At 68.3% G+C, this 16870-nt stretch carries 15 protein-coding genes and 5 pseudogenes; 11 read left to right on the top strand and 9 right to left on the bottom strand.

Translation table 11 applies throughout. From position 1 onward, the window contains the following. From AC07AZ_RS29920 to AC07AZ_RS29895, 6 genes and pseudogenes are all read right to left on the bottom strand, one after another. A pseudogene (locus AC07AZ_RS29920) lies at positions 1–255 on the bottom strand (hypothetical protein); the annotation flags it as partial. An 80-nt stretch (positions 256–335) separates the two neighbouring features. Then, entirely contained in the window at positions 336–1271 is a 936-nt protein-coding gene (locus AC07AZ_RS29915; protein WP_478853187.1) for a PDR/VanB family oxidoreductase, read from the bottom strand. Further along, positions 1268–1456 carry a hypothetical protein gene (locus AC07AZ_RS29910; protein WP_478853185.1) on the bottom strand — a complete coding sequence of 63 codons (189 nt, stop codon included), beginning with the start codon at positions 1454–1456 and terminating at the stop codon, positions 1268–1270. The genes AC07AZ_RS29915 and AC07AZ_RS29910 overlap by 4 nt, the downstream gene beginning before the upstream one ends. Next, the gene (locus AC07AZ_RS29905) at positions 1453–2520 is read right to left on the bottom strand and encodes a Rieske 2Fe-2S domain-containing protein (protein WP_478853183.1); all 1068 of its coding nucleotides are present in this window, start codon (positions 2518–2520) and stop codon (positions 1453–1455) included. The genes AC07AZ_RS29910 and AC07AZ_RS29905 overlap by 4 nt, the downstream gene beginning before the upstream one ends. Positions 2521–2693: 173 nt before the next feature. Continuing rightward, a complete protein-coding gene (locus AC07AZ_RS29900) occupies positions 2694–3578 on the bottom strand; it encodes an IS982 family transposase (protein ID WP_478853181.1) in 885 nt (294 codons plus the stop codon). Between the two features lie 13 nt (positions 3579–3591). Next, the gene (locus tag AC07AZ_RS29895; protein WP_478853179.1) at positions 3592–4341 is read right to left on the bottom strand and encodes a transposase; all 750 of its coding nucleotides are present in this window, start codon (positions 4339–4341) and stop codon (positions 3592–3594) included. Between the two features lie 406 nt (positions 4342–4747). Here AC07AZ_RS29895 and AC07AZ_RS29890 point away from each other — a divergent pair, with 406 nt between their 5' ends. The 9 genes and pseudogenes from AC07AZ_RS29890 to AC07AZ_RS29850 form a co-directional block, all read left to right on the top strand. Continuing rightward, positions 4748–5662, top strand: a complete 915-nt coding sequence (locus tag AC07AZ_RS29890; RefSeq protein WP_478853177.1) for an NAD-dependent epimerase/dehydratase family protein — start codon at positions 4748–4750, stop codon at positions 5660–5662. A gap of 175 nt (positions 5663–5837) precedes the next feature. Further along, positions 5838–6242, top strand: a complete 405-nt coding sequence (locus AC07AZ_RS29885) for a Dabb family protein (RefSeq protein WP_478853174.1) — start codon at positions 5838–5840, stop codon at positions 6240–6242. A gap of 348 nt (positions 6243–6590) precedes the next feature. Then, positions 6591–6854 carry a hypothetical protein gene (locus AC07AZ_RS29880; RefSeq protein WP_478853172.1) on the top strand — a complete coding sequence of 88 codons (264 nt, stop codon included), beginning with the start codon at positions 6591–6593 and terminating at the stop codon, positions 6852–6854. Positions 6855–6868: 14 nt separating this feature from the next. Continuing rightward, the gene (locus AC07AZ_RS29875) at positions 6869–7237 is read left to right on the top strand and encodes a nuclear transport factor 2 family protein (RefSeq protein WP_478853170.1); all 369 of its coding nucleotides are present in this window, start codon (positions 6869–6871) and stop codon (positions 7235–7237) included. An 807-nt stretch (positions 7238–8044) separates the two neighbouring features. Further along, a pseudogene (locus AC07AZ_RS29870) lies at positions 8045–8744 on the top strand (LuxR C-terminal-related transcriptional regulator). 445 nt (positions 8745–9189) lie between these two features. Next, positions 9190–9282, top strand: coding sequence for a hypothetical protein (locus AC07AZ_RS29865; RefSeq protein ID WP_478853168.1), 93 nt, complete (start codon positions 9190–9192; stop codon positions 9280–9282). Between the two features lie 11 nt (positions 9283–9293). Continuing rightward, entirely contained in the window at positions 9294–9947 is a 654-nt protein-coding gene (locus AC07AZ_RS29860) for an NADPH-dependent F420 reductase (RefSeq protein WP_478853166.1), read from the top strand. Positions 9948–10067: 120 nt separating this feature from the next. Continuing rightward, a pseudogene (locus AC07AZ_RS29855) lies at positions 10068–10349 on the top strand (ester cyclase); the annotation flags it as partial. A gap of 125 nt (positions 10350–10474) precedes the next feature. Continuing rightward, a pseudogene (locus AC07AZ_RS29850) lies at positions 10475–10624 on the top strand (CGNR zinc finger domain-containing protein); the annotation flags it as partial. Between the two features lie 68 nt (positions 10625–10692). On the opposite strand, the gene AC07AZ_RS29845 reads toward AC07AZ_RS29850, so the two are convergent. Beyond that, a complete protein-coding gene (locus AC07AZ_RS29845; protein WP_478853164.1) occupies positions 10693–11334 on the bottom strand; it encodes a TetR/AcrR family transcriptional regulator in 642 nt (213 codons plus the stop codon). Positions 11335–11418: 84 nt separating this feature from the next. On the opposite strand from AC07AZ_RS29845, the gene AC07AZ_RS29840 reads away from it, so the two are divergent. Further along, the gene (locus AC07AZ_RS29840) at positions 11419–12156 is read left to right on the top strand and encodes an SDR family NAD(P)-dependent oxidoreductase (RefSeq protein ID WP_478853162.1); all 738 of its coding nucleotides are present in this window, start codon (positions 11419–11421) and stop codon (positions 12154–12156) included. Between the two features lie 232 nt (positions 12157–12388). Here AC07AZ_RS29840 and AC07AZ_RS29835 read toward each other — a convergent pair. Both AC07AZ_RS29835 and AC07AZ_RS29830 read right to left on the bottom strand, forming a co-directional pair. After that, positions 12389–13008: pseudogene (locus AC07AZ_RS29835) on the bottom strand (IS110 family transposase); the annotation flags it as partial. Between the two features lie 372 nt (positions 13009–13380). Further along, complete coding sequence (locus AC07AZ_RS29830; RefSeq protein ID WP_478853160.1) at positions 13381–14301, bottom strand: TetR/AcrR family transcriptional regulator; 921 nt, start codon at positions 14299–14301, stop codon at positions 13381–13383. Between the two features lie 137 nt (positions 14302–14438). Between AC07AZ_RS29830 and AC07AZ_RS29825 the strand changes: the two genes are divergently transcribed. After that, positions 14439–16652: an MMPL family transporter gene (locus AC07AZ_RS29825; RefSeq protein WP_478853158.1), complete on the top strand. Its 2214-nt coding sequence runs from the start codon at positions 14439–14441 to the stop codon at positions 16650–16652. Positions 16653–16870: the final 218 nt, after the last annotated feature.

Genomic DNA, 16870 nt, shown 5'->3' with positions numbered 1-16870 from the left:
CTGCACCCGTTCAGCCACGTCACCATTCTGGCCGCCCGACGCAGCAACTGAGCGCTGCATCGCGGCAGGGCGAACGTTGCCTGATGCGGCACTAGCCGCCGGCGACGTCCCGCGCTTCGCCGCCTGGATCCGCTCGTGGACATGTGTCCGCAGTTCGGTGAAGCGCGGGGCCGCCCGGGAGTGCAACTGGTCGCGCCGCGCGGGCAGATCGGCCGTCAGCTGGTCCTGGACGACGGTGGGGGAGGCGGACAGGACTCCCTCGGTGTGGAGGGAACCGAGAACCCGGTGTCCGGCAGGGTCAATGGCTCTGGCTGACGGAATCGCCGGCAGCCGGCTCAGAGGTCCAGCACGAGCCGCTTCCCCAGGCACCGCGACACGCAGATGAGCATGGTCTCGCCGGCCTCCCGTTCCTCGTCGGAGAGCACGGAGTCCCGGTGGTCCGGGGCACCTTCGAGCACGTCGGTCTCGCAGGTGCCGCAGGTCCCCTCGGTGCAGGAGAACAGCACCTCGACACCGGCGGCGCGCACGGTGTCGAGCACGGAGACGTCCGGGGCGACGGTGAGCGTGCGTCCGCTGCGCTCCAGTACGACCTCGAACGCGGTGTCCGCACCCGCCGCCCGCTCCTTGGGCCGGAACCGTTCCACGCGCAGCATCCCGGAGGGGCACCGCCCCTCCACCGCGTCCAGAAGCGGCCCGGGACCGCAGGAGTAGACGAGGGTGCCGCCCGGCAGGTCCTCCAGCGCCGACGCCAGGTCCAGCAGCCCTGTCTCGTCCTGCGGGGCGATGGTCACACGGTCCCCGTAGCGCTCCAGCTGCGCGGTGAACGCCATGGACGCGCGGGTGCGGCCGCCGTACAGCAGGGTCCACCGCGCGCCCGCCGCGTCGGCCGCGGCCAGCATCGGCAGGATCGGGGTGATGCCGATGCCGCCGGCGACGAACCGGTAGTGCGGGGCGGGTTCCAGCCGGAAGGTGTTGCGCGGCCCGCGCACCCGGACCTTGTCGCCGGGCCCCAACCGGTCGTGCACATGCGCCGATCCGCCGCGCCCGTCGGGCTCGCGCAGCACCCCGATCCGCCACCCGGACCGGTCGGCCGGGTCGCCGCACAGCGAGTACTGCCGCTCCAGCCCGGGGCCGAGCACGACGTCGACATGGGCGCCCGGCTCCCAGGCGGGCAGGTCCTCGCCGAGCGGGTGACGCAGGGTCAGGGCGAGCACGCCCTCGGCCACCGACTCCCGCTCCGCGACGACGAGTTCACCGTCGTACACGGTCATGAGACGTCTCCTCGCGACTCGGGCCCGCGCGGCCGATGTCCTTCGGGATGGCCGAGCATCCACTCCCACAGCTCCACCGGGTCCTGCGCGGAGTGCTCGGCGCCGCAGTGACAGGTGCCGTGCAGGACGTCGGTGCCCGGCAGCCAGTCGACGCGGTAGATCTCGCCGGTGGGGCCGCTGCTCACAGGACCTTCTCCACGGGCTTGTCGCCCTCCTCGACCAGCCGGGCGAGGATACGGCGGGCGGCCAGGCCGCCGGTGTCGATGTTGATGCTCAGCTCCTGGTAGCCGGCGCGCTCCGAACCCAGCGTGCGCTGCAGCAGGTTGAGCGCGTCGACGTCCTGCATGACGACGGTGTGGTTGTTGCCCCGCAGGAACTCGGTGACCTCCGCGTCGCCGGTCGCCCAGTCCCGCGAGACCATCCAGAAGTCGTACACGCTGCCGTCGCCGGACGGGGTGATGGCATACGTGATCTCGGTGTGGAAGCCGTTCGGGTCGCTGCCGTCCGCCTCGGGCAGCACCCCGACCGGGGCGATCCTGCTGTGCAGCAGGTACAGGCAGGGCGCGTGGTACTCGATGTCCTGCCAGCGGGTGATGCGGCCCTCGATGCCGGTGGAACGGGCGTAGAACGGGGGGCACTCGGCGTCGTCCATGTGCCGGCTCACCCGGACGACGCCCGCGCCCTCGTCGACCTCGGTGGTGATCGGCGTCTCGGCGACCTCCGGGGTGCCGATGTATCCGCCGTGCAGATAGGTCTCGTGGGAGAGGTCGAGCAGGTTGTCGACCAGCAGCCCGTAGTCGGCGTCGATCGGTTCCATCCCGCGGACCGTGGTCCAGCCGGGGGAGTCGAGGTGCCGGGCCCGCGGGATGTCGTGGGCGTCCGCGAGCGCCGGGTCGCCGATCCACACCCAGATCAGGGAGTCCTGCTCGACGACCGGGTAGGAGGCGACGCGCGCGGTGCGTGGTACGCGCTTCTGCCCCGGCACGTACACGCAGGTGCCGGTCGTGTCGTAGGTGAAGCCGTGGTAGCCGCAGATGATCCGGTCACCGTCGAGCCGGCTCTCCGAGAGCGGGAAGCGGCGGTGCACACAGCGGTCGTGCAGCACGACCGGCGTCCCCTCCCGCTCGGTCCGGTAGAAGACGAGCGGCTCGCCGAGAATCGTCCGGCCGAGCAACTCCTCGCGCCCGACCTCGTGACTGTAGGCGGCGACGTACCACTGGTTCCTGGCGAAGGCGGTCATGTGAGGCATGGCGGTCCCGTCCCTGAGAGCGGGGCCTCGTCGCCCCGCGTGCCGTGGTTGGAATCAGGGTCGTGAGCTTGTATCGGCTCGGCAAGGCGGCTTCTGTCAGGCGGAAGGACTTTTGTAAAGAGGCTGGTCAGAGCCCTGTTCTGTCAGCGCCTAGATGAATGAGTCCGATGTCTTCAGTGGTCGTAGGCGATCAGCGAGCGTTTGACCGTGGCTCCGGTGTTCCAGTTGTGCCAGATCGCGGTGGCCAGAGCGAGCAGGCGTTGGGCGGTGCGGGCGAAGACTCCGGCCGGGGTTCTGCCGCCGTGCTGTTCCAGGCTGAGCCGGCCCTTGAGGGTGTCGATGACGGCCTCGATCCACTGGCGGACACGGGCGATCCTGCCGAAGCGGGCCGGTTCGTCCTTGCGGTCCGGCCGCACCAGGTGGGCGCCGAGCCGGTCGGTGACGAAGGCTTCGAACTCCCGGGCGGCGAAGCCCTTGTCGGCCAGGATCACCTGCCCGGCCCGGATCAGGCGGTGGTCGCGTTCCAGCAGCGCGGCCATCACCTCCCGTTGTCCGAGCTTGGGCTTGGCCAGGCACCAGGTGACGGGCATGCCCTCGGCGGTGGTGACCAAGTAGAGCCGGAATCCCCAGAAGAACCGGGAGTGGCTGCGGCAATAGCCGTAGCCGGCGTGTCCGGCCAGGCCGGAGCGTTTGACGGTCTCCCGGGAGGCCGCGCAGGGCAGCGGCGTGGGGTCGATCAGCCGGAGGCTGTCGTGCCAGGTGGGCACCTGCCGGGCGAGCATCTCGATCACGTGACTGATCAGGGGCCCCGCGGCGTTGAGGCGCTTGTTGTAGGCCGATTGCTGGGGCAGGTAGCGGAAGAGGTGCCCGACCCGGGCATGGGCAAAGCGGATCCAGTGCCGGGTAGACGGAAAGCCGAGCAGGACCTGGGCGACGGCCAGGCACAGCAGTTCGGCGTCCGTCAGTTTCGGAGGTCGCCCGATCCGGCGACGAGGCGCCACGTGGTCGTCGATGAACACGTACAGTGCCGCCAGAAGGGCGTCCAGGTTTGTCTTCACACACTGGGCTCTTTCAGCGCTGCCGCTCCAGGGTGAGGGCGGCAGCGGCGATTGACGTCATTCGATTCGGGCTGCACCGGGACCGGCGGAAGATCCGCCACGACTTCAGTCGTGCGACACCACGTTCGTCGGGTGCCCTTGCGGTGGACAGCGCGCGGTTGACGGTTTGCTGAGTCGATGTGAGCTCTCGGCCCGGTGGGCGTCTGAGAGGGGTCGTCACCCGCGGTCCGGCAACCGTGTAAGCCCGGTCAGCGAGGACGGGAACGCCCTGGCGTTCGCAGATCCGGATGATCCGGTGGGTGCGGGCCGCAGTCAGGTCGTGGGCACGGCCGGGCAGCGCGGGCGAGAGCCACAGCAGTCGCCCGTCCGGGTCGGTCACCACCTGCACGTTCACCCCGTGCCTGCGGTGCTTGTGGGAGTAGTCGGCCCGCCCGTCGCCGACCCGGTCGCACTCCGCGAGGGTGCCATCGAGCAGGACGTGGTCGGGATCGGCCTCGCGCAGGGCACGCAGCTGGCCGGGCGCTCGGCCGGCGAGCAGATTGATGACGGCCGACGCGTAGGCGTGGGCGGTGCCGGCGGAGATACCGAAACCGGCGGCGAGCTGGGCGAGGGTGTCGTGTCGGCGCAGGTACACCAGGCCGACCAGCGCACGCTGGTGCGGCGGTAGTTCGCAGCGGCGGTCACCCTCGCGGGTGACGATGAGCATGGTGACCCACTCGACCAGGGCATGGGGCAGGTCGAGTGCGGGAGAATACTGAACCAACGCGGCTCCTGTGCCTGTGGGTTGAGACTTCGAACACCTCGCCCAACGGCACGGGAGCCTCGTGCGTTGCGCACACCACCAGCGTCACCCGATCAGTGGTCGCCCTGAAAACCCTCAGTACCTGACAGTGTTAGAAAAACCTATGTCTGCCAAATCGCAGCGAGACCCGGCTAGCGTCACGACTCGTGCGGCACCACCGGTGACCAAGTACGAAGACGGACGACGAGATTGGTACGAGCCCTTAGCTCACTGACGGGCGGCAGCATACGGCAACGTGAAGACCGCCGATCCGAGGTCTGCCCTGCGGCCCGAGCCCTGGCCGATCAGTTTCCACAACGACCACCGGCGAACTTTGTTCTGAGTCTTTATCGAACCTGGGACGCCTCTCTCTGTGAAAGAGCCCAGCATGGCCATACATGTCGTTATCGGCGCCGGTTCCATCGGCACGAATGTCGCTCGCCTGCTCGCCGACCGCGGTGAAAGCGTCCGCATTGTCACGCGCAGCGGCTCGGGTCCGGAGTATCCGCTGGTCGAACGGGTCGCCGCGGATGCTTCCGACCCGGGCCGCTTGACCGAACTGTCTCGCGGCGCAAAGGTAATCTATCACTGTGCGAACCCGCCTTCCTACACAATGTGGGAACGGCTGTTGCCGCCCATCCAGAATGCGGTCATCACAGCCGCGAAAGCAAACGGGGCCGTGCTGGCAATTACTGGCAGCATGTACGCTTACGGCCCGCAGCCTGGCGGTGTGATGAACGAATACACCCCCATGGCCGCCACTGGGCCTAAAGGCCGTCTCCGTAAACGGCTGTGGGAGCAGGCCCTTAGCGCCGGAGTCCGCCCTGTGGAGGTTCGCGGGTCCGACTACATCGGTAGGGACTCGAATGGCCTGTATTCCATAATCATTGAGCCGGCAATGAAGTCGGGCCGAGCTGCTTGGGTGCCTGCCGATCTGGACGCGCCACATACCTTCACCTTCAACGGAGACATGGCCCAGGCCCTGGTCACACTTGGAAATGATGAGCGTGCGTGGGGTCAGGCGTGGCATGTGCCGTCGCCACCGGCCATCAGCATCCGTGAACTGGCGCGGCGCTACGCCACCGCTGCAGGTCGGCCCCCGGTCAAGCTGATCCCGATGCCACGCGCGGCAATGCGCACAGCTGGGCTTTTCATGCCGACAGCCCGTGAAATGGCCGAAATGGACTATCAGTGGTACTCGCCGTTCCTCATGGACGCCTCAAAAACAGCCGACACCTTCGGCCTCACCGCCACCGACCTGGACATCATTATCAATAATCAGGTGAGCGGGGCCGAGGCTTGATCCGCCTCCCCGATGTCGACAACAAGTAGCGATTCCGGCACAGCGCTTCGTCATGACACGTCCGGCGAATCGATCCTTATCGCATTTGAGTCAATCCTGCGATGACGCCCGTCATCTGAGCTGTGTCGTGAAAGACAGCCCTCTTCGGCAGTGAGAAACAACGACAGGAGTAGTCATGATCTACCACATAAACCGCGCGAAGGCCAAGGCCGGAGTCACCCCCGAGCAAATCGAGACTGCCTTGGAAAGTTGGCGCAACCAAGGACGGTCCAACCCGGCCGTGAAGTCTTTCATGGTTGGCCGCGATCTCGGCGGGGACTTCGACTACAGCTGTGTCTTCGTCGTTGAGGACCTCGACGGCCTCTACGAGTACCTGACCCACCCCGCGACTATCGGGACTGACCATGTGGGCCTGGCGCTGCTCGAACGCCTCGACATCTTCGACATCAGCGACGACGATGACCCTGACCTGTACACGAAAATCGAAGAACTGCACCGCCGGCGCAGCGCCCTGAACCCGGAGATTCCCGGCATGCTTTCGGATGTCCCGGACTTTCGCGGCGCCGGCGCGAACGACTAATCAGCACGTCACGACCGGCAAGTATACGCAGCAAGGCGCACGGCACCTGCGGTCGACGCAGTCATCGTAAAGCAGACGTCACCCGACTTCGTCACCAGCAGAGAGAGATGATCGACTTTCTCGAGCAAGACGCTGGCACGCTGCTAGTGTCTTACGGCATTGTTCGGCCTGGCGTTTAGCTTCTCAAACGTCGATCATAGGGTTTGGATCTCGCTGGATCGTGGGACTTCCTCGTCGGAGCCGCTGTGTGACTCACTGTCTTTGTGCTCTGGCAGCACCATGCCGCGTATCCGTTGTCGCCGCTGCTGATACTGCGCGACCGCGACCGATCCGCGCTCCTTTGTCGCGGTGGCGTATTATGTGCAGGTAACGCGCGGATTCTCACCGGTCAGGACCGGCGTTGCTTTCCTGTCGATGATCGCAACGCTGGTACTGGCCGCGCGGCTGGGAAGCAACGTGTTTGTTGCACGGTTCGGCCCGAAGGTCGTGGTTTCGCTCGGCATGCTGCTAGCGGCGACCGCGCTGGTGCTGTTCACCCGGCTACAGGTGGATAGCGGTCACACCGCTCACTTACTACTGCCGCTCATATATCGAATTACACGCAATCCTTGAGAAGGGGTATTTCTGTGCACCTAATCGACGCGGTAGATCGTCTTCGTGACGCCATCAATTCGCATTCAGCGCAACGAGTCGCCGACTGCTTCACTGCCGACTATGCGGCGGAGGTGCCGCACCGCCCTGCAGAGAGTTTTACTGGGCGGGAGCGTGTGCTGATGAACTGGTCCTTGATATTTACCCGAGTGCCCGATCTGCAAGCAAGTGTTCTGCGGACAGCGGTTTCGGGGTCCGAGGTGTGGTCCGAATGGGAAATGAGTGGAACTTCTTCTGAGGGACTACCCGCTCTCTTGGTCGGACCTGTAGTAATGACCGTCCGCGACGATCGGATAAATTGGGCTCGTTTCTATGTGAGTCCGGTCCCGCCCGTCTCATCCTAAGGTGACTGATCAGGTCAGTTGATCGCGGGTACCCACGGTCGGCCGGATGCCACATGGGCGAGCGCGTCGAGCAGATTGATGCCGTATTTGGTGGCGGTGGCGAGGTGAGAACGCAGATGGCAGAAGTGTTCCGCCGGTCAGGTCCGCATGCCACCGGAGATCTTCTGCCGGCTTTGACCATGCGGACTTCCCGTTCGGCGGCGTTGTTGTCGAACGGGAAACGGCGACCGAGCGGACCGGCACCACACCATCGCCCGCTTCGCACTCCCCGTCTCAGACGCAGGGGACACCGCAGCTCGCGGCGGCTCACTCCGCGCCTTTGGAGCTCGGCCAGTTGGTCGGCGATCGCGTGACGGTTGCGGGCCAGGATGTCGATGCGCTCGGTCAGACTGCCACGCTCTCGTTCGAGAGCCGCCACCGTCTCGGATGTGACGCCTTGGAAGACGGTCGGATCGCGCGGTGATTGCAGGCAGGGAAGGATGGATTGCCTGCGTCGCCAGGCCCGCGTTGAGCAGTTCTCGGATCTGCTGGACGCGGCCCAGGGCTACTTACCCGTAGTCACGGTAGTTGTTGGGCCGTGGGTCGAAGTGATCAAGCTCTTTGCCTCGTAGAACCGCACCTGTCGCGGAGACGCGCCACGTGGTGGGCCTGTGGGGTGGCCATCGCGATGTGGCACGCACACAGCCGTGGCAGCGTACTCACCGCCATCCACCGATCCCTCGGCGCCGACTGAGCGCGCGGCGGCATCCGGCGAAGATGTGACCCGGACCGCAACAAACGATGCAGCCCGTTGGGAGAACGTCCACCATGACCTCCGTACTCATTGTCAATGAGCAGTCCTTGCAGCGCCGCGGACTGCGCATGCTCCTGGCGGAGGAGCCCGGCCTGACTGTCGTCGGCGAGGCATCGAGCGGGGCCGAGGCGGTCCGCATGAGCGCCGTACTGTGCCCCGACGTCGTGGTGGTGGACAGCGACATTTCCCAGTCGGACGGCACCGAGACCATCCGCCGCATCACACGGCCTCCCGCCCTCCCCCGGACCCCCGAACTCCTCAGAACGCAAGGGAACGGCCCACGGGTGCTGATCCTGGCCCCCGCCAGCCACGAGCAGCGCGCCTACGCCGCCCTGTGCGCCGGTGCCGGTGGACTCCTTCTCCACGACGCCACCCCCGGCGAACTGACCGCAGCCATCCGTGTCGTGGCCGCCGGAGACCCCGTCATCCCCCCCCGGCCTGACCCGCGCTCTCATCGACACCGTGCGACAGCTGCAACCCGTGCTCCCTGCCGAGCGGAAAGTCGGGATCGACACGCTCACCGAGCGGGAGCGTGTCGTGCTCACCGCCGTCGCCTCCGGCTGGTCCAACGCCGAGATCGCTGCGCGGCTGTCCATCGCCACGACCACCGTCAAGGCCCACGTCAGCAGCATCCTCGCCAAGATCGGAGCCCGCGCCCGTGTCCAGGCGGTGGTCTTCGCCTACGAATCGGGCCTGGTGCGGCCGGCCGCCTGAACAGCCCGAAGTCCTGCCGCCGCCTCCAGTTGGACGACCGCTGTGGGAGACCCCTTCCGACCTGAAGATCGCCGAGCAGGTGAACCGCCTGGTCCGACCGTCGCGCCAGGCCGGGGAGGCCCGCACGGCATGGCCCCCCCGCAGCCACGCCGGTGTCAGGACAGGGGCCAGTGGCGCAAGGCGGCGTCGGCCAGCTCCTGCAAGTCGTCGCGGGGGACGCCGCTCGCGGCTTGGACGGCGATGCCGTAGGCGAGGGTGGTGCGGTAGCGGGCCAGGAGGCCGGGGTCGGTCTGCGGGGCAGATCGCCGTGCGATTGCTGCAGAAGTAGAAGGGCGGCACACATGGGACCGCTCGGCGGAAAGAGCGCTGTCGTCACCCGCCCCGCCCTGGCGGGGCTGACCCCCGACCCGGAACGGCGCTGGGTCGGCTCGGGCGCACGGAGGAGGTGGCCGCTGCCGTGGCCTTCCCGGCATCCGAGCAGAGCAGCTTCATCGCCGCTTCGAGCCTGTACGTCGACGGCGTCCTGAACCAGATCTGAGAGGCGGACCCATGCCCACCATCGGGATCATCGGCGCCGGCGAGGTCGGCAGCCAGATCGCCCGGGCGGCCCTGGCCCACGGCTACAACATCGTGATCGCCAACTCGCGCGGACCGGAAACCCTGCAGCATCTGGTCGCGGAACTCGGCCCGTCCGCGCGTGCCGCCCGCGCCGCGGACGCTGCAGCCGCCGGCGATTTCGCCGTCGTGGCCGTCCCGTTGAAAATGGTCAACAACCTGCCGGTCGGTGCCCTCGCCGGCAAGATCGTATTGGATACGAACAACTACATGATCTGGCGCGACGGTCACTTCGCCCGCATCGACTCCGGCGAGACGACCGTACTCGAGCTGCGCCAGGAGCACCTGCTGGCCTCCCGGGTCGTCCAGGCATTCACCCATATCCAAGCTCCCCGCATCACCACCGCCGGCCGCCCCGCGGGCGCCCCCGACCGGCTGGCGCTTCCGACCTCCAGCAACTTCCCCGACGCCGTCGACCTCGTGACCCGGCTCTACGACCAGTTCGGCTTCGACACCGTCAACAACAGTCCATCGAGCGCCTCGTGGCGCACGGCCCCCGGTCAACCCGCCTGGACCGCGCTGGCGCACCAAACGCGCGACGAACTCATCGCCAACCTGAGCCGAGCACAGCGCCTTGCTCCGACGTGACGCTGACCGGCGGGCCCCTTCCGCAGCCGAGGCCGTCCGGCGCGGCCGCGGCGGGCATTCCCGCTCTGCCCCTCCACCCGCGGCCCCGATCCGCAGCCACCCCACAGGAAGGCCCCTGACATGTCCGACAGTGATCTGCGCACGTTCTGCCAGCGCTACCTCGAAGCGCTCAACGCCCACCAATTCGATGGCATGGACGCATTCATCAACGACCGGACCACGTTGAACGGGGAGCCCGCCACCCGCGACGACCTCCTGGCCGTGCAACGGCAGGACGTGGACGCGGTATCGGACCTGCACTGGGAGTTGCAGGAACTGCTCTTCGACGGTGACCGTCTGGCGGCGCGCCTGGTCAACACCGGCACCCCCGTGAAGCCCTGGCTAGCGCGGCCGGACCGCCAGACGCCGGGCCGGGGCCGTCACTCTCCCCGACCGGCGCCCGGAGCGTACGACGTGCGGCTCAGCAGGGTCGGGAACTGGCGCATGGGCCCGCGAAGGCTGCGTTTCGGCCCCCGCTCCACTTATCCCAAATGCCCGGCCGGCTACGCCCCTGCGCCGACGACGAGTGCCGGCTGTTCCTGCTCGACCGCAGCCGCGCCAACCGTGCCCGCTGGTGCTCGATGGCCGTCTGCGGCAACCGTGAAAAAGCACGTCGCCACTACGAACGCACCCGCTGACCCGTCCCCCATGCGCCATACGCGGCTAGACACTGTCCGGCGGATCATGTGGCTGTGATGGCACCAAGTTAGTTCTCGCGGGCCGGACTGCGCACGGTTGCGAGGCGTTTCTGCCCCTCGGGCATGGGCAGGACGGCCAGTGCGGTGTCTGCAATGTTCCGCAGCGTCTCCGGGGCGAGGCCGGCCTTGCCTACCGCCTCGATCCCGCGGACCACCGTCAACAGAAGTGCCGCCAACCGCTCCGGATCCGCAGCGCTGTCGATGTCGCCGTGGCGCTGAGCGGCGCTGATCTCCGTCCGCAGCAGGGTCAGCAGTGCCGTCATGGTCTCGGCCGACCGTCCGGCGACCGTCGGATCGTGCTGGGCCAGTTCCGCCGCGCCCTTGGCCAACAGGCACCCGCGGCGCTCGGTGTCGGAGGCGGTGTTCTCCGCCATCAGGTGCACGTATCCCGACAGCCGGGCCAGGGCCTCTGCGTCCGGGCCACCTGCCAGCCGCCCTTCGGCCACCTCAACGACTGCGGTGCACCAGTCGCCGAACACACGGTGGAACAGCTTGCCCTTGTCGCCGAACGCGCCGTACAGGCTGCCCTTGCCCAGGCCGGTCGCCTGGGCGATGTCGTCCATCCGGGTTCCTGCATAGCCGGTCGCCCAGAACTGTTCCCGGGCCCGCTCCAGGACTTGGCGTTCGTCGAATGCGCGTGGTCTCGGCATGGTCTCAGCCTATCCATTCTTGACTCGACCGTCCATTACTGCCTACGTTATGGACGATCCATTCCACAACTGAGGGAGTTCGACATGCCAGGCGTGCTGCAGGAGAAGGTGGCCGTGATCACCGGAGGGACCAGCGGGATCGGGCTGGCCATAGCCCACCGCTTCGTCCGGGAGGGCGCACGGGTCTTCGTGACCGGCCGGGACATCGACCGCCTCGAAGCGGCAGTCAAGGAGATGGGTCCTGCCGCCACCGGCGTACGATCCGACGTCTCGGTCCTGGCCGACCTGGACGCGCTCTACGCGCGAGTCCGCGAGGAGGCCGGACGCATCGACGTGCTGGTGGCCAACGCCGGAATCGTCGCGGACGCCGCGCTCGGCGCCCACACCGAGGCGAACGTCGACCTGACACTCGCCGTCAACGTCAAGGGCCCACTATTCACCGTCCAGAAGGCGCTTCCGCTGCTGGCGGAGGGGGCCTCCATCCTGGTCATCGGCTCAAGCAACAGCGTGCGCCCCAATGAGCACCTCGAGGTCTACAGCGCCTCAAAGGCAGCGTTGAGCAACCTCGTGCACAACTGGGCCCGGCAATCGCGAGAGCGTCGATTCCGGGTCAACGTCCTCAGCCCGGGACCCACGCGGACCCCTGCCCTGCTGCGCGCCGCGGGGCCGGACGCCGACCGGTTCGCCGAGGCCGTCGTGCCACTGGGGCGGCTGGCCGACGCCGGGGAAATCGCCGAGGCCGCCCTCTTCCTGGCTTCGGACGCCTCATCGTTCGTCACCGGCGCCGAACTCTTCGCCGACGGCGGCTACACCCGGGCCTGAACGACGGCCGGTGGTGCGCAACCGGTCCCCTCGAAGCGACGGGGCGCACTCCCGGCCGCGCGCGTGCGTCGTACGAGGCCCAGTGCGCTCGAAGCACCGAGATCGTGGCGGCGGCCGCCTTGGATGACGCCGTCCGCCACCCCGACTGCCCCTCCGGCAACGCGACCTCCGCTGGGTGCTCATCCATCTCGTCGAGGAGACCGGACGGCACGCGGGGCACGCGGACATCAACCCGCTTGAGGGCGGCCCGGAGCTGCGTGCGGGTCAACCGGGCGGCGGGAGCCGCAGTTGGAGCAGCTTCAGGAGCTCTCGGGCCTCCGGTCGGCACGGACCGTTCTTCCACGGTTCGAAGGCGGCCAGGGCAGCCGGAAAGAACTCCCGCAGCAGTGAGCGCAGCTGGTTGGAGATCTGCTGTCGATTCCACGTCGCGTCCTGCTGAGCACGGGCGGGGACGGAGATGGCGCGGGCCGGATCGGAGTCCTTGGGCAGCGGCCGGTGGGCGTGCATGTCTGTGCGCAGGATGTTGGCCAGGACAAGTGCGTCACCGGAGTCCGACTTCTTGCGGGAAGCGCAGTGGCGGTCGCGGTAGCGGGCCGCGGACATCGGGTTGATCGCGAACACCTCTCGCTTCCCGGTCCGCAGTACCGCGACCAGGAGGCCGCGGGACGTCTCGATCGCCACCGGTATCGGGTTCTCTTCACTGTCGCCGTACTCGGCAAGCAGGTCCAGCAGAAGCCGGTAGCCAGCTGAGTCATCGGGGATTTGTCGCTTGGCGAGTAACTCGCCCGTGTCGTCGACCAGGGCGACGTCGTGGTGTCGCTCTGCCCAGTCGATACCGCAGGAGATGGACATCTTCCCTCCCCATGTTCGGGGTATATGTGCTGGTCATGAGCACATGCGGGCCACGCGTCGTGCTAGTCCCAGGCCTCAGCCGGTGAGGGCAGGGCCCGGGGGCGAGCGGCATACAGCCCTTTCCCGGCCGGCCTGTGGTCCGACCCGCTCCACGCCCCGGTGAGTTCACTCAGTGCAAGCGGCTCCGCATCGCCCGAAGCACGCCTCGACCGCCCAGCGGCGGCCGGCCACCCGGTGCTGCCGGTCGGGCCACTGCGGGGAGGCGGACTTCGGCCCTCGCCCAGTTGTGGACGCGCGGGCCGTGCGCGCCGTTGCCGCACGAGCGGCGCTTCTGACGCCACCGCCCGGACGCGCGTCACATCGGGACGCACCTCAGGCCGCACCGGCTTCAACGGCGCCCGTGCTCCCCGGGATTCGCCGGTGGATGTCCGCGAGCATGTTGCGCATCGCGAGGTGGAAGATCTCGGCCTGGTGGTCTCCGAGGAACGAGGTGTGTCCGAACACCTCGAGGAGGACCATGCCGTGCATGCGTCCCCACGCCTCCATGAGCAGGGTGATCGCGGGCGGCGGGAGGACTCCCGGCCCGTCGGGGGGCAGCTGGTCCAGGTGGGTCCGGAACTGGGGTGACAGCGAAGGGATGTCGGCCGCCGCGAGTTGCTCCGGGCTGAAGCCGCCGAAGAGTTCGTTCTGGAAGATCGTGCTCATCCGGCGGGCGGCGATGGTGGAGGCGCCGTCGGCCGGGGCCGCGTAGCCCCGCAGCGGTGTCCCGAACAGGAGCTTGAACCGCTCGGGGTGGGCGATGGCCCAGCCCCGGTAGCCCTCGGCCGCGTCCAGCAGACGCGACACGAACGGCCGGTCCGCCGCCGAGTCCGCCGCCGTGCCTGCAGCCGAGTCCGCCGCCGTGCCCGCAGCCGAGTCCGCCGCAGTGCCCCCAGTGCCCGCAGCCGAGTCGGCCGTCGAGTCGACGGCGGCCTGGACGGCGGAGAACAGGTCCTCGTACCCCTTGGTGACGAGCATCGTGACGAGGGCATTCCGGTTGGGAAAGTAGTGGTAGAGCGCCTGCACGGTCATGCCGAGGCTGCGCGCGACGGCCCGCAGTGACAGCCCCTCAGGACCGTGCTCGGTGATGTGCAGTTCGGCGGCGTCCAGGATCTCCCGCACCGCTGTGGCCCGCCGCCGCTCCCGCAGCGTGGGCGGAGCAGATGAGGCGGATCGAGCGGCCGGGGCGGAGGGAGCAGACGGCGCGGACGGAGCCGGCGGGACGGCGTTCTTCGGCCGTTCGGGTACGGGCATGCGCCCACCCTACGGCGCTCCTCTGGCACCTGACCATAAAACGAGCACTGTCAGGTAAATCTCGCACTGCCAACTTCCCCGTGCCCTCCTCTAGCGTCGTCGCGTCCCAACACATTGATCCTCAAAGGAGATTCCGCGTGTTCGAACGCATAGCCGAGCTGGCGATCCGCCGGGCCCGGCTGGTACTCATCGTCGCCGTCGTGGCGACAGCTCTCATGGGTGCTCTCGGTAGCGGCGCCTTCACCAAGCTGCTGGGTGGCGGTTTCGACGACCCGGCTTCCCAGTCCACCCGGGCACGCGATCTCATCGACAAGAAATTCGGCGGCGAGACCAACCTCGTGCTGCTGGTCCGCGCCGGCGACGGCCGGGTCGACACCCCGGCTGCCGAGCAGAACGGCAAGGCGCTGGTTGCGAGCCTGAAGAAGGAGAAGACGCTCGCGAACGTCGTCTCGTACTGGGACACGCGCAGCGCCCAACTCCTGTCCACGGACGGCCGCGAGGCCATGGTCCTCGCCCACGTCAAGGGCGACCCGACCCAGCAGCAGAAGAACGCCACGAGCCTGCTGGACGATTACGACGGCACGTACAACAAAGCCCTCACGGTACGGGCCGGCGGGGTGGCCGCCGTCCGCAACGACATGTCGACGCAGGTGGTCGAGGATCTTGAACTGGCCGAGCTGATCGCGATTCCGCTGACCCTCATACTGCTGCTGTTCGTTTTCGGCAGCGTGGTCGCCGCGCTGCTGCCGCTGGCCATCGCCGTCATCGCCATCCTGGGCTCGTTCGCCGAACTGTCCCTGCTCGCCGACGTCAGCAGCGTCTCGAACACGGCGACCAACCTCACCACGGCTCTCGGCCTGGGACTGGGTATCGACTACGGCCTGTTGATGATCAGCCGGTTCAGGGAACAGCTCGCGACCGGCGCGAGCGTGGAGGACGCCGTCCGCCGGACGGTGCACACCGCCGGCCGCACCGTCGCGTTCTCCGCCTCCACCGTGGCCGCCGCACTCGCGGCGCTTCTCGTCTTCCCGCAGTATTTCCTGCGCTCGTTCGGCTTCGCCGGGGTCGGCGTCGTCGCCATCGCGGCCGTCAGCGCGCTGTTCGTCATGCCGCCGCTGCTCGTCGTCCTGGGGCACCGGGTCAACAAGGGGCAGATGCCCTGGGCGAAGTCCGCGAACGCCACCACGCGCGTCTCCGTATGGGCGCGGCTGGCGCGTACCGTCATGCGGCGGCCCGCGCTCACCGCGCTGCCCGTCCTCGCGGTCCTGCTGGTGGCGGCGAGCCCGCTGCTCGGCATCACCTTCGGCACCCCGGACGAACGCGTGCTGCCCAAGGACGCCGAGAGCCGCCAGGTCTCCGCGACGCTCCAGAAGACCTTCAACGGCAACGACAACGCCGCCCTCCAGATCGTCATCGGCCAGAACGTGGACAAAGCCCCGTTGGGTACGTACGCCGATCAACTGTCCCAGCTCAAGGGCGTGGTACGGGTCGAGACCAGCACCGGAACCTACACCCATGGGCAGGAATCGGCGGCCGGTCCCGGCAGCGCCAACCTCAGCCGCCCCGACGGCCAACGGATCAGCGTCGTCAGCTCCTTGGCGCCGAAGTCCGACGCGGCACAGAGCCTGGTCGGCGACGTACGGGCGCTCACCCCGCCCCCCGGCACCCACCCGCTGGTGGGCGGCATCGACGCCGAACTGGTCGACGCCAAGCACTCCATCAGCGGCCAACTCCCGCTCGCCATCGGCCTGGTCGTCCTGACCACGTTCATCCTGCTCTTCCTGTTCACCGGCAGTATCGTGCAGCCGCTGCGCGCCCTGGCCCTGAACGCGATCACCCAGGTGGCGACGCTCGGCATCATGACCTGGATCTTCCAGGACGGCCATCTCTCCTCCCTGCTCGGCTTCACGGCGCAGCCGATGGAGATGGCGATGACCGTGCTGATGTTCTGCATCGTCTTCGGTCTGTCGATGGACTACGAGGTGTTCGTCACCAGCCGGATCAAGGAACTCCACGACCAGGGCGAGGACACCGAGTCCGCCGTCACCAACGGCCTCGGGCACACCGGGCGCATCGTCACCGCCGCCGCCTGCCTGCTCGCGGTGAGCTTCTTCGCCTTCGGTACGGCCAAGCTCAGCTTCATGCAGATGTTCGGCCTGGGCAGCGGGCTGGCCATCCTCATCGACGCCGTCGCCATCCGCGGTGTCCTCGTCCCGGCCGCGATGCGCCTGCTCGGTGGCTCGGCCTGGTACGCGCCCGGCTTCCTGCGCAGGTTCCACAGCCGGTTCGGCCTCAGCGAAAGCGCGCCCGAGCCCGCTGCGGCGCCCGAACCGGCAGTCTCACGGGGTTGACTCCGGCCCCAGCGTCCGGCCCGGCGCGGAGTCCGGCCGGGGTGACACCGCCCAGCGGGCCGCGAGCCTGCTGACGAGGCAGCGCCCCCGGCCGTGTTCGCGTGCGGATCAGCCAGGGTGCACGGACCGGGGGGGGGGGGGGGGGGGGGGGGGGGGGGGGGGGGGGAGGGGAGGGGGGGGGGGGGGGGGGGGGGGGGGGGGAGGGGGGCCGCTCAGCC

Source organism: Streptomyces sp. NPDC043878 (assembly GCF_056435735.1).
This window is presented reverse-complemented; position numbering and strand designations above follow the sequence as displayed.